Raw genomic sequence first — 13848 nt, forward strand, 5'->3', positions numbered from 1 at the left:
GGAAAGAAGTGATGATTATTTTTATTTGAAAAAATTCTAAATAAATTTGCCCTCCGATAGAACAATCTGTTCTTAAAAAGGTTATAAAACTGCCTTTTCAAGGGTAGAGAAGTCAAATGCTTAAATAAGCAGATATAGCTTAATGAAAATCATCAACTTTCATACATATAAATAGAATGCTGAAGATCAATAATTTACAGGCGTCCATTGAAGACAAACAGATTCTTAAAGGAATTAATCTAGAAGTTAAACCGGGTGAAGTACATGCCATCATGGGACCTAACGGTTCTGGAAAAAGTACCTTAGCTTCCGTACTTGCCGGTAAGGAGGACTATGAAGTAAACGGAGGAGATGTAGAATTCTTGGGAGAAGAATTGTTGGAAATGTCTCCTGAGGAGAGAGCTCAGAAAGGATTGTTCCTTGCGTTCCAGTACCCTGTAGAAATTCCAGGGGTAAGCAATACCAACTTCCTTAAAACGGCTGTAAATGAGATCCGTAAGGCAAGAGGTGAAGAACCATTCGATGCGGTAACATTCCTTAAGGAAATGAAAGAAAAAATGAAGATCGTAAACATCGATCAATCATTAATGGGCCGTGCCTTGAACGAAGGTTTCTCAGGTGGTGAGAAGAAACGTAACGAGATTTTCCATATGGCGATGCTTCAGCCACAATTGGCAATCTTGGATGAGACTGACTCAGGATTGGACATTGATGCATTGAAGGTCGTAGCTAACGGCGTTAATGCCCTTAGAGACGGAGAGCGTTCGTTCATCGTTGTAACACACTACCAAAGACTTCTTGACTACATCGTTCCTGACTTCGTACACGTATTGTACAAAGGTAAGATCGTAAAATCTGGCACTAAAGAACTTGCACTTGAGCTAGAAGAGAAAGGATACGACTGGATCATTAAAGAAGTTGAAGAAAAAGAGTCTAAATAAGCCTGACACTATGAGTAAGTTTTATGTAGATGCAGCGTTAAAAAATGACGCACTATCGCATCTTGAAAATATTGCAGAAGCTTTTGAAGCGGAAGGAGAAATCGCTAGCAAGCGTCGTTCCGCAGCGGAAGCATTCAGCGAAATGGACTTCCCGTCCATCAAGCACGAAGAGTGGAAATATACTAATGTCAAGAAGCTGATCTCTAAAAACTATCAGTTTGGTGGCAATAGTGCAATTACTGCAGAGCAGTTAGAGTTGATCAAGGATCTGGAAGCACATGTATTGGTATTTGTCAACGGGCAATACCGTGCTGATCTATCCAACATCAAGGAAACAGGCAAGATGGTCATTGCACCATTGAGCGAAGCGGTTAAATCACACACGGAAGTAGTTGAAAAACATTTCGGTGCCTATGCTAAGGTAGAAGAAGAGTCTTTCCCGGCCCTGAACACTGCTTTTGCGGAGGAAGGTGTATTTATCCACGTTCCTAAAAGTGTTGCTGTAGAAACACCTGTATATGCACTATATGTGGTAGATACCAACACTGCTGATACGATTTCACAACCTCGCAACTTGGTAGTTGTAGAAGAGAATGCACAGTTTACGTTCATCGAGAACAGCCAAACCATTGGTGAGGAGCACACTGCTTTCATTAATGCTGTTTCTGAGGTTTTTGTAGCACCTAACGCTATTGTTGATCACTACAAGATCCAGAACGATGAGACTAACGCGATGCAGGTATCTACTACTGCTGTTGAGCAATCTGACAGAAGTGTTTACAACAACACAGTCATCACGGTTAGCGGTGGATTGATCAGAAACAATCTGAATATCGCTTTGGGTGAGCATTGTGAGAACCACATGAATGGCCTTTACATTCTGAATGGTAAAACACATGTAGACAACCACACTGCTGTAGACCACAAGAAACCTAACTCGAACAGTAACGAGCTTTACAAAGGTATTTTGGATGGACAATCGACGGGAGTTTTCAATGGCAAGATCTTCGTAAGAGAGGGCGCTCAGAAAACCAACGCATTCCAGTCCAACAAAAATATCTTGATGTCTGATCAAGCCAACTGTGACACCAAGCCACAACTAGAGATCTGGGCAGATGACGTAAGCTGTTCTCACGGATGTACGGTAGGTGCATTGGATGAAGAGCCTATGTTCTACCTAAGAGCTAGAGGTATCTCTGAGGATAAAGCCAGAGCTCTTTTGATGTTTGCCTTTGCTGGAGACGTATTAGAGAAAGTAAAAGTACCTGCACTGAAGAGTTATATCGAACGTATCATTGCGAAGCGTTTGAACTACGACTTGGACTAGTGATTTAAGCACTAAGCCTTCTGGCAGGAAATAAAGGGGTAGTACTACTTCCAAATAAATAAAGGAGAAAGGATGATTATTATCCTTTCTCCTTTTTACTTAAACCCTTTGAAAACAGCACTTAGCTATAAATTTATTGAGTATCTGCTACACCCCTATTCATTTCTATCAAATTTAAGTACTAATGGCCGCATCGGCCAGTACCGTATTAATTTCTTTGACCACCTCATCCAACTCATAAGAGGACTCCCGAATCATATCAAACAGTTGCCCTGATTGCTCTTCTCCGTTTTCCATCAACTTGATAAGCCCCATAATACGACACAAAGGGCCCCTTACTTTATGGGAGTTCAAATGACAGTACTGATCTAGTGCTTCATTCTTCATATCCAAAAGAATCTTCAGACGACGAATCTCCTCAATGGACTGATACTCTTGTTCACTTATCCCCCTTAGACTTCCCAAACGATCGACTGTCTCATGTACCAGCTCTGTTACTTCGTTCTTGATCTTATCAATTCGATTCAGGCGAGTGGTCATAGCATCGTAAAGATCTTCGTATTCAAAGGGCTTCGTGATATAATCATCGGCACTTTGATTCATGCCTTTTCTAATATCTTTCAAACTGGATTTGGCCGTAAGAAAAATAAATGGTGTGTTGGTTAATGTACGATGACTCCGTACATACTCCAGAACACCATACCCATCTAATCGAGGCATCATCACGTCACATAAAATCAAATCTGGCTTCACTTCCTTGATCTGATGAATCCCTTCCAGTCCATCTCGGGCTGTTGACACCTCATACTCTCCAGAAAAGTTTAACATATCAATAAGACTCTCTCTAAGATAGTCTTCATCTTCGATAACCAATACTTTGTGCTTACTCATAGTTGATTGACTAATAAAGGTTGATGTACAGAAAATATTTGATACTCTTCTTTCTCCATAAACCAATCAATGGTCCATTGCTATAAAATCAGGAAGTATAATTTTACACATAATGTTATGAACTGCAAATCAATCTCTTCTCAATCCTACTTACGTAAGAAATCGCCTCAAATGTGAACAATGAGCAGTAAGAGTAAATGCTCTGCAGTTAAAACGGCTAGCACGGTGGTATTTAATTTTCAATGATTAATTTTCAATTTTCAATGATTAGAGTTTATCACGGTTAGTTGTTTATAAGTAGGAAAAAGTACTGAACTGGTCCAAGAGTTCAAATTCCGAACGAGGTACGAGTAAGGAATTACTCTTGGATCAAGTGGTTTACTACATCGATTAAGGTTTATACGTACTACTTTTGAACTAGAGATATATTCTCTACTCAGACGAAATAAACCGTGATAAGCTCTATTGATTATTCTCTATACACACTCCTACTCACCTTACCGTAGCTATCATCATTCCTAAATACTTGATACTCCCTATATCCTTTATAAAATTCTCCTGCCATTACCCTTAACATCGTATAAGTAGGAATAGCCAGAATCATCCCCAATATCCCTCCTACTGAAGAACCAATCACTACTGCAAGAAAGATCACCAAGGGGTGTGTTTTTACACTTTTAGAAAATATCATGGGTTGCAAAAAGATATTATCTGTCAATTGTACTACGGCAAAAACAGAGACGATCTTCACAATGATAATAAGATACTCTTCTGTGGGTAATCCTGGATTAGTAGAAATCCCTACAATTAATCCGAATATAGCTCCTAAAATAGGCCCCATAAAAGGAATCAAGTTGGCAACAGCTGCAAATACAGCTATTGTTACAGCATACTCCACCCCTACAATCAAAAGACCTATAGAGGCCAATGAGAATATACTGATCATCTGTACGAATAATCCCAGTAAATAATTAGAAAGTAAGTTTTCTGTTTTACTTACTGCAGCAATCGATACTTCAAAATATTTATTGGGAATAAGTGAAATGAAGTACTTCTTATAATTCCCTGGTTCATACAGAAAAAAGAAAGTAATAAACAATACCGCTATAATTCCGAAAAAGAAATTCCCTGTAAACTGCAGCACGCCATTAACAAACTTCTCTACTTTTCCTCCCTTGAATAAATTTGCAATACTGCTCGTTAAATCCTCAAATAGGAACTTTTCATTTCCCGAACGTAACTTGTTGCGTATCAAGAACTCCTCGAAATTACGTACGGGAACCTCTATAGAATCAAAAAAGTCATTGAAGTTAATTCGGCCAATAAGCTTAATTTGTTGAGAAACCAAGGGGACAAACAAATAAACAAACAAAGAAAGCAACCCAAACAACAAAATAAATGCTCCTGCTACGGCCACTCCTCTTGGCATTTTCAATCCCATTAGCTGTATGTTTGCTAAATAGTTAGTAGGAGTCCTCAACAAGGCAGATATCACCAAAGAAATCAATAAATAGCTCAAAATATCCCCCAGATACCACCCTAAAGAAAGTACTGCAAAAACCAGTACACCCATTGCAAGAATAGTCGTGAAATTAAGCAGGAAATTGATTCGTTTATCCATTATCTAGTAGTTAAGGTTGATATTGTTACATTACTTATGTTTAGAGCTTGTAAATGATAGACATTACATGGTATCTCTAAACTGTAATATTCCGACAGGGTTAGGCTGAAAGTCTATAGTTACATGGAACACTACAGTAGCAAAAAAACCCTTACCTGATAATTCACAGATAAGGGTTTTTCATGCTCTTGACAAAGAATTAATCCCAGCTCAATTCGTCGTCAATGTTATCGCTGTCAAGTCTTGCAAAATCATAGTCAGGCATCAATTCCTCCTTCACATGATCAACACACTCATTCAGCGCATCCACGAATTTGTTGAAATCTTCTTTATACAAGAAAATTTTGTGCTTCTCGTAGAAGTGCCCTTCGTCCCTATAACGTTTCTTACTTTCAGTGATTGTCAAGTAATAGTCATTGGAACGTGTCGCCTTTACATCAAAAAAGTACGTTCTTTTTCCTGCGCGTACGCGCTTTGAGTAGATTTCCTCTCTTTCTTTATTCTCTTCCACAGTCCTTAAATGGTTAATTCAACAGGGATAAAAAAACAATCTTAAACTTCCCTTCCAACACAGGATCGAAAAGAAAGCCTCGGGTCGTCACCCTAACGGAATGAATCCGTACGATGGCTAAAATATACAAATTTTTCATCCGAAAAAACTATTCTTTTTTTTTTTTAGCATTAAAGGAACTTTTCCCCATTTCAACACACATTAACCTTTGTTTAATACTATCCCACCCCTTTCGCCCCTATACACCATATGATCTTTTGCCATTGTCCTTTATTGTTGAGGATATAAGATTATCAAGATTTCAGGAAAAATTAGTAGCTTTGAGTAGTAGGCGGGGTCTAAAAACTTCCTCCCAGAAACATTTGCTCAATCAAAACCACTATATCTTTCGTAATGATGACAAACGAACGGTCTTTTCTATTACTTAGTTTTCTATTGGTGTACACTCTTGTTTTGAGGGTATCTCCAGTGATGGCCCAAACAACCACAGGTAGAGCTACCTTCACGGCTATCCCCGATGGAAGCATCACCGCCAGTGGAGAAAAATATGATCGCAATGAACTCACCGCAGCCCATGCCACCCTGCCTTTTGGTACTAAGCTTAAGGTCCATAACAATGACAATGGCAAAGAAATCACGGTTAAGATTAATGACCGTACCCAAAACCCCGCCAACCTATTGGAACTAACCTATATGGCCGCCTATCAATTGAATATGCTAGGCAAAACCTATTCTGATATAAGCGTACAGGTCATGGATAACGGTAATGGCATTAAAAATGCAGTTCCTTTTGTTTCTCAACAATCCACACCTGAGTTTAAAGATGAATATCTTATGCAATTTTCCACAGAAGGATTCTATACACTGGAAGGTATACCTATTTCACCTAAAGGATATGGAGTACAGGTAAGTGCCTCTACCAATAAAGAATATACATTAGAAAAAGCCGTAGAATATCACAAAATGATGTTCCGCGATCTTATCATACAGGTAAGCTGGGTTAATCAACAAAAGATTTACCGCTTATTTATAGGTGCTTACTTACAGCCAAAAGAAGCTGTTCCTTTACAGAAATTCTTCAATCAAAATAAAATAGGTGCACATATCAAGGCTTATGAAGCCTTTGATTATTAACCTATGTATCCCGATTTACAATTATTACGTATATTTTAACAATAAGACATACCTTTGTATTCAGAGAATAATCAAAACAAACGATTGAAAGCATCACTAACAGATAAAGAGATGATTAATATTGTACAATACCCTTGGATCCGCACTGCCCTAACACTTTTAGTCGTTATGCTAGGCAGTACCTCAATGTATGCCCAAAAATCTTTTGTAGGAAAAGTAGAGCTTGGCACAGCCACCTATTATGCCGACCGATACAACGGAAGAGAGACCCTTAATGGTGATGTTTTTGATAATAACCTAATGACCTGTGCAGTACAGCGTTCCATGTTTGATTCAAACACCCTGTTGAAGGTTACTAATATTGATAATGGGAAATCAGTCATCGTCAAATCCAATGATGCCCTGAACCCTAACTCAACGGCTATTATTGACTTGACAAAAGCTGCTTTCAAGCAGATTGCAGAAATTAGAGAAGGTAGAATTAACATTAAAGTAGAGGCTCTTAAAACAAATGTGACTGAGACACCTCCTCAAAACCAAGGAACACTACTTGCAGGAGGTGAGCTAGGAGCATTAGAGCAAAAGGAAGCAGTACAACAAACTGCTCAAAGTATGGAAAGTACTGTAGCTGCAGTTCCGGCAGCTAATGTAGGTACTGATGATGTATTGATGAAAGCCACAGTTTTCAACCGAAGAGAGCTTAACGAATTTGAGGAAGAAGGTGACTTAAAATACAAGGACATGAATATTTGTGGTCACCCTACCCTACCTGCTGGTGCTGAGGTATTGATCAAGTCAAAAGAACAATCCAATGCAATTGCTTTTGCTACGGTAAAATTCAAAACTCCTTCCCTTAAGGTATCTCAAAAGGTAGCGAGCCAGATTAACTTGGACTTCAACAGTCAGATGTGGGTATTTGTACAAACGATCAGCGCTCCTGAAACGGTAGCAACGACTCCTGAAAAAGATGAAGCCTTGGCATCCAACACTGCTGAAACCCCTGCGCTTGATCCTAACACTCCAGCCGGACTCCCTGCCCTACAAACTGTAGGAGGTCGTGGATTAGGTGTAGGTCATAAAGAAGCTGTACAGGATGTTGTAGCAGTGGCTTCTCCTGTAAAAGAAACCACCACTCCAGAGCCTACTGTTGAAAGTATTCATAATACGGTGACCCGTGCTCCTGAGAAAGAGGTAAAGCAAACGCTATTCATGGAGCCTACGGCAGACTACTCCCTATTCAAAAAGAGAGGAAAATATTATAACGTACAAGGAAAGCCCACTACGCCTGCCAACAGCTATGGTATACAACTTGCCATGCACTACAATATCCGTAGAGCACTAAAATCCGCTACAGATGCAATGTCAAAAGATATGGAAGACATTTACATCCACAAAGGGGTACACAAAGGCATGGAATGCTATCGTGTTTATTTTGGTGCCTACACTAAAGAAGAGGCCGGTATTATGCTAGACGCCGTAAAAGATCTCGGCTACAAAGATGCCTTCCTTAAACTTTATAAGTAAGATACTAGGGATTAGCGACTAAGAATTAGCCGCTAATCCCTAACACCCAACACCTAATCCCCCCAACCCTAACTATGGATTTCAATAAGATCAAGGAATACGGCAATCTTGAAATGCTTGCCAAGCAACTTGTAGAGGGCTTTATTACCGGTCTTCATAAATCACCCTATCATGGATTTTCAGTAGAATTTGCAGAGCACAACCTCTACAACCCCGGTGATAGTACCCGACATATCGATTGGAAAGTATTTGCTCGCACCGACAGGCTATACACCAAGCGATATGAAGAGGAAACCAATCTCAGAGCCATGATTGTGACCGATGTCTCCTCCTCTATGTATTACCCCCTTCAGGATGCAGGAAAATTAAACTTTAGTCTTGTGGCCGGTGCAGCCATTGCCTATATGCTGCAAAAGCAAAGAGATGCGGTGGGACTATGTACTTTTCATGAAGAAATAGACCTAATGACTCCCGTCAAGTCTACCCCTAAACACATTCACAATCTTTTCTTGCAAATGCAACGCTTGCAGGATGCCCCTAAAAACGAAAAGAAAAGAACCAATGTGGCTGAAGTTATTCATCATGTAGCCGAGCGTATCCACAAACGTTCCCTAGTCGTAATATTCAGTGACATGATGGATTCAGATGATAATTTGGAGGAAACGTTTGCAGCGCTACAACATTTGAAGCACAACAACCACGAGGTCTTATTATTCCACGTCACCGATAGTCTTACGGAGATGGCGTTCGATTTCCCTGAAAAGCCTACGATTTTTGTCGATGTAGAAACCGGTGTAGAAGAAAAAGTACAACCTGCACAAATCAGAGATTATTATCGTAAGCAAATTTTAGAACGATATCATCAGATTAAGCTCCGTTGTGGACAATACAAAATTGATTTCATAGAAGCTGACTGTCGTAAAGATGTAGATCAGGTATTATTGCCTTATCTGATTAAGCGTCGAAATATGAGATAAACATAGAAAATAAGGATGTCCATGATGGACACCCTTATTTTTTAATTTTAGAGTCCGTTCTGATATTCGCTCCTAATTGATTGAGGATAGAATAAAGTCCAAAGTATGTCCTATTCAGATATAGGCCATCCTTAGCTCCTCTTGGACGTTTAGCTTCACGTAAAGGTTTTATCTTAGACGACTGCTCCCCGAAGGCATACACCTCTTCAAAGTAACGATCATCTCCAAAATCGAACATATCATTTCGAAACGGTCTACTTAATAACTCAATCAACTGACTGAAGGTCTCTTCCAATATTACTTTATCCTCTGCAGAGTCTTCTGGATGAATAAATTTAAGTGCATAAAATAGCTCTTGTATAGAAGGCCCTCCATTTTGAGATGGATACATCAAGGCAAAATATTGATCATAAAATGTTCTTGGTAATGTCTTTACACAACCAAAATCTATAATCCCCAATATACCATCTTCTCCGATCAGGAAATTACCCGGATGTGGATCGGCATGCACTTCCAATAAGGTATGTACCTGATAATCATAAAAATCCCATAATGCCTGCCCAATCTGATTTCTGATTTCTTGTGATGGATTAGTTTTTAGGAACTTATCCAAATGCAACCCTTCTAACCAATCCATTGTCAAAACTCGATCAGAAGAATATTCCTTGTAATAGTTAGGGAATCGTACATTAGGGATATCTTGGCAAGCTGCGGTCAATTTCAGTGAACGTTCTAGTTCTAGGTGATAATCTGTTTCCGAAAGAAGCATTTCCTCTACTTCTTCCATATACAAATCAACTTCTTTCTCATTAAGTCCTATAATTCTTACTGCAAATGGCTTTACCAGCTTGAGGTCTGCACTGACACTATTCGCCACACCAGGGTATTGCACTTTTACCGCCAGCTTTTTATCTCCTAAAGATGCTTGATGTACCTGACCAATAGAAGCTGCATTAATTGCCTCCTTGCTAAAGGTATCAAACAACTCATCAGGAGACTTCCCAATTGATTTACGGAAGGTTCTCACCACCAAAGGGTATGAGAGCGGAGGAGCTGAATACTGTGCCATCTGAAACTTCTCAGAATATGCTGTAGGAAGCATATTCCGATCCATACTCATCATTTGAGCTACCTTAAGAGCACTCCCTTTTAGCTCACTCAAAGCGCCATAAATGTCTTTGGCATTTTCCTGATGCAAATCCTCTTTGGTTACCTTGGGATCTACCAATTTTTTGGCATAATGCTTTACATAATTTGATCCTACCTTGACACCTGTTTGCATAAAACGGCTAGCCCTTTGCACTTTAGAGGCAGGTATACTATTCTGGGAGGGTTGCTTTTCTGACATCGGGTTTCTATTTAATGGTTTAAGGACGGTGCTGTATCATAAACTTGACAAAGTCTACAGAAGCATCCAGAATATTTGTCCCCATTAGATCAAATGCTAAGTTGACTGCTTTCTCCACCAGGGTATCCGTACTCTCGAACTGTTCCGAATGATCTTTTGTCCAATAATCCAATATGAATAATAACTGCAACCAGAAGAGATCTTTGTAACGGTCCTGAATAAAGGGGCGCTCAGCCAGTTCTCCCGATTGCTCTCCCTCAAACAACACCTCCTTTATAAACTCCTGAAAGTGCTCCTTAAAGGACTTCATACAAGATGCCGATGACCATTTACCATTTCGTGGTCGCTTTCTAAAAGAATAAACCACAAAACTCCGTTGTTGTTTCAGCTCTTCCAACAAAGTATAGTAAAAGGAGAGGACCTTTTCTCTTACCATATAGTCAGCATACACCTCTTCATTTTTAACTTTTCCAAGAGTATCTTGAATAAACTCTTCCCAAATAGAACTTTCTACAGCATGAAAAGAAGCAAAATGTGTGTAAAATTCAGCTTCTGACTCTCCCATTTCATACATAAAATGGAAAATAGACACTGGAGGAGCGCCCTTCGATAAAATATGCCTCACATAAGCATCTACGATTTTTTTTCTCATATTTTTCACAGAAAACAAACTTTTTATAAATAATTATGTTATATTCAATTGAAGTTTGTTTGTTAGTTTAGTTTATTAAAGTGGAAAGGGACCTCTAATATTTAGGGGTTTCTTTTTTATTTGCGCCTTAGTTAGGTAATTTGTACTTTTCCAATAATAAATAGCATCTTCTCTCATCTCTCCAATAGAACTTATTCAGAACAGCTAAATAATACACTTAAGCCCTATGATGACAACGAATGAAAAGGGAATAGTGTTTAATAAATGAGAATTTGTAATTTTGTAGTGATAGGTAATTCACTCCTTTTTGAATCGATTTACTCATTTAAACTAAAGATACATTGAAAACAGACAATAGCCGCGCATTATTCGAACAAGCACAAGCATTTATTCCCGGTGGAGTAAATTCCCCAGTAAGGGCATTTAAATCCGTTGGAGGTACTCCTCTATTCATTAAAAGAGCAGAAGGGGCTTATGTTTACGACGAAGACGATAATCAATATATAGAGCTTATCAACTCATGGGGACCAATGATCTTAGGACACAAGCATCCTAAAATTGAGCAAGCAGTCCTAAATGCCGTTCAGAATTCCCTTTCATTTGGTGCACCTACGCAACGTGAGATTACGATCGCAGAATTGATCGTAAGCATGGTTCCTTCCATTGAAAAAGTTAGAATGGTGAACTCCGGTACAGAAGCGACAATGTCAGCAATTCGTGTTGCCAGAGGATACACTGGAAGAGACAAGTTTATCAAGATTGAAGGGTGTTACCACGGACACGGAGACTCTTTTCTAATTGCAGCAGGTAGTGGTGCAGTCACTATGGGTACACCAGATAGCCCCGGAGTAACGAAAGGTACAGCCAAAGATACTCTACTAGCGCCTTTCAATGACCTTGAAGCTATGCGTAAGGTAGTAGAAAATAACAAGGATGAGGTTGCTGCCATTATTATCGAGCCTGTTGCGGGGAATATGGGATGTGTGCTCCCTAAGGAAGGTTACTTAGAAGGGCTGAGAGAACTATGTGATGAGCATGGTATTGTATTGATTTTTGATGAGGTAATGACCGGATTCCGTCTTGCTCCGGGAGGTGCTCAAGAACGTTTCGGTGTGACTCCTGACATGACCACATTGGGTAAGATTATTGGTGGAGGTATGCCAGTAGGTGCTTATGGGGGTAAGAAAGAAATCATGGACTATGTATCTCCTGCAGGACCTGTATACCAAGCAGGAACACTTTCTGGGAACCCTATCTCTATGGCTGCCGGATTGACAATGCTATCCCTACTAAATGAGAATCCTGAGGTATATACCTCTTTGGATGAAAAGGGAGCTTACCTTAGAGAAGGATATGAGAAATCGCTAAAAGATCTAGGCTTAAATTACACCATCAATAGTGTAGGGTCTATGAATACGCTTTTCTTTACAGATAAAGAAGTTCATAATTTCGAGGATGCAAAAACCTCTAACCTGGAGCTGTTTAGAAAATACTTCCATGCAATGTTGGACAGAGGTATTTATTTAGGTCCATCACAGTTTGAAAGTCTATTCCTATCAACTGCACTGATCGACAACGACTTGGATAGAATCATCAAGGCTAACCACGAGTCTTTAAAAGAGATCCATGGTAAATAAGCACTTCGCTTAGAGATAGGTTTTCTAAGGTCGAATAAATAACCGTCGAGCTACTAACCTACTTTGTTGAATCGTTGAATTGAGCTTCGCTCGTTGAATTTCATCTCCGATGAGTTGATTCGAGTTGAACTGTTGATTGAACTCAATAAACAGTTCAACTCGAATCAACGAGCGAAGCTCAATTCAACGATTCAACGGTTCAACAAAGCGAGTTGGTAGTATGCCGAATAGATATTCAAAACCAATCAGGCCTATCTCATTTCTTACAAAAAACACCTACATCAACCACAAATTACATTATGATCGTTGTAACCGGTGCTGCCGGATTTATAGGCAGCTGTATGATATCTCGTCTGAATCAGGATAATTTTAATTATATCATCGCTGTAGACGATTTTTCTTTTCCAGAAAAAAACAAGAACCTGGAAGGTAAAAATATTCAGGAAAAAGTAGAGAGAGAAGAGTTCTTTAACTGGCTGGAGCAAAACCATGAGGAAGTAGAGTTTATCTTCCATATGGGGGCCCGCACCAATACGGCAGAGTTTGATGTAGAGCTATTGAATCATCTTAACCTGGAGTATACCAAAAAGATGTGGAAAGCTTGTTGTGACTATCAAATCCCATTGGTTTACGCTTCTTCGGCAGCTACTTATGGACTAGGAGAACACGGTTACGAGGATTCTGAAGAAATCATTTATGACCTGGAACCCCTAAATCCTTATGGTGTTTCCAAAAATGATTTTGACAAATGGGCTATGCAGCAAGAAGAAAAACCTTTTTTCTGGGCAGGTCTAAAATTCTTTAATGTGTACGGCCCTAATGAGTATCACAAAGGACGTATGGCCTCTGTGATTCTACACGCGTTCCGCCAAATCTCCGACACCAACGGAATGAAACTCTTCCGTTCACACAACCCTGAATTCAAGGATGGAGAGCAAACGCGTGACTTTGTTTACGTAAAGGACGTTGTAGAAGTCATGATGTTCCTAATGCACCACCGCAAAAACAGTGGGCTGTATAACTTGGGAACAGGAAAAGGCAGAACCTTCCTGGACTTAACAACTAATACTTTCAAGGCCATGAATGTAGAGGAGAATATCTCTTTTGTAGATACACCGGAGGACATTCGAGACAAGTATCAGTACTTTACAGAGGCCAATATGGATAAACTGAAAGGTATAGGATATTCCCGTCCATTCCATACGCTAGAAGAAGGCGTTGAAGATTATGTTAAAAATTACCTATTGGACGGAAAGTATTATTAATTTGCTTTTAGTAGGTTTGT

General features: G+C 39.5%; 12 protein-coding genes. 7 read left to right on the forward strand and 5 right to left on the reverse strand.

Going from position 1 to position 13848, the window contains the following annotated elements:
• Positions 1-176 precede the first annotated feature (176 nt).
• Positions 177-941, forward strand: a complete 765-nt coding sequence (gene sufC / locus ABD985_RS02550) for a Fe-S cluster assembly ATPase SufC (protein ID WP_345368935.1) — start codon at positions 177-179, stop codon at positions 939-941.
• Positions 942-951: 10 nt separating this feature from the next.
• Positions 952-2268, forward strand: coding sequence for a Fe-S cluster assembly protein SufD (sufD, locus tag ABD985_RS02555; protein WP_345368937.1), 1317 nt, complete (start codon positions 952-954; stop codon positions 2266-2268).
• A 174-nt stretch (positions 2269-2442) separates the two neighbouring features.
• Here sufD and ABD985_RS02560 read toward each other — a convergent pair whose 3' ends face one another.
• From ABD985_RS02560 to ABD985_RS02570, 3 genes are all read right to left on the reverse strand, one after another.
• Positions 2443-3159: a response regulator transcription factor gene (locus ABD985_RS02560; protein WP_345368939.1), complete on the reverse strand. Its 717-nt coding sequence runs from the start codon at positions 3157-3159 to the stop codon at positions 2443-2445.
• Positions 3160-3628: 469 nt separating this feature from the next.
• Complete coding sequence (locus ABD985_RS02565) at positions 3629-4780, reverse strand: AI-2E family transporter (protein WP_345368941.1); 1152 nt, start codon at positions 4778-4780, stop codon at positions 3629-3631.
• Between the two features lie 199 nt (positions 4781-4979).
• Positions 4980-5291, reverse strand: coding sequence for a DUF3276 family protein (locus tag ABD985_RS02570; RefSeq protein WP_345368943.1), 312 nt, complete (start codon positions 5289-5291; stop codon positions 4980-4982).
• Between the two features lie 393 nt (positions 5292-5684).
• Here ABD985_RS02570 and ABD985_RS02575 point away from each other — a divergent pair, with 393 nt between their 5' ends.
• The 3 genes from ABD985_RS02575 (at position 5685) to ABD985_RS02585 (ending at position 8926) form a co-directional block, all read left to right on the forward strand.
• Positions 5685-6425 (forward strand): septal ring lytic transglycosylase RlpA family protein, encoded by a 741-nt coding sequence (locus ABD985_RS02575; protein ID WP_345368944.1) that lies wholly within the window; start codon positions 5685-5687, stop codon positions 6423-6425.
• A gap of 84 nt (positions 6426-6509) precedes the next feature.
• Positions 6510-7949 carry a septal ring lytic transglycosylase RlpA family protein gene (locus tag ABD985_RS02580; RefSeq protein WP_345368946.1) on the forward strand — a complete coding sequence of 480 codons (1440 nt, stop codon included), beginning with the start codon at positions 6510-6512 and terminating at the stop codon, positions 7947-7949.
• 74 nt (positions 7950-8023) lie between these two features.
• Positions 8024-8926: a DUF58 domain-containing protein gene (locus tag ABD985_RS02585; protein WP_345368947.1), complete on the forward strand. Its 903-nt coding sequence runs from the start codon at positions 8024-8026 to the stop codon at positions 8924-8926.
• A 34-nt stretch (positions 8927-8960) separates the two neighbouring features.
• On the opposite strand, the gene ABD985_RS02590 is transcribed toward ABD985_RS02585, so the two are convergent.
• Entirely contained in the window at positions 8961-10274 is a 1314-nt protein-coding gene (locus tag ABD985_RS02590; RefSeq protein ID WP_345368949.1) for an ABC1 kinase family protein, read from the reverse strand.
• Positions 10275-10293: 19 nt separating this feature from the next.
• Positions 10294-10926, reverse strand: a complete 633-nt coding sequence (locus ABD985_RS02595; RefSeq protein ID WP_345368950.1) for a TetR family transcriptional regulator C-terminal domain-containing protein — start codon at positions 10924-10926, stop codon at positions 10294-10296.
• Between the two features lie 341 nt (positions 10927-11267).
• Here ABD985_RS02595 and hemL point away from each other — a divergent pair, with 341 nt between their 5' ends.
• Entirely contained in the window at positions 11268-12563 is a 1296-nt protein-coding gene (hemL, locus tag ABD985_RS02600) for a glutamate-1-semialdehyde 2,1-aminomutase (RefSeq protein ID WP_345368951.1), read from the forward strand.
• 299 nt (positions 12564-12862) lie between these two features.
• Positions 12863-13828, forward strand: a complete 966-nt coding sequence (gene rfaD, locus ABD985_RS02605; RefSeq protein ID WP_345368952.1) for an ADP-glyceromanno-heptose 6-epimerase — start codon at positions 12863-12865, stop codon at positions 13826-13828.
• Positions 13829-13848 lie beyond the last annotated feature (20 nt).

The sequence above is a fragment of the Algivirga pacifica genome (genome assembly GCF_039543525.1).
GTDB lineage: Bacteria > Bacteroidota > Bacteroidia > Cytophagales > Flammeovirgaceae > Algivirga > Algivirga pacifica.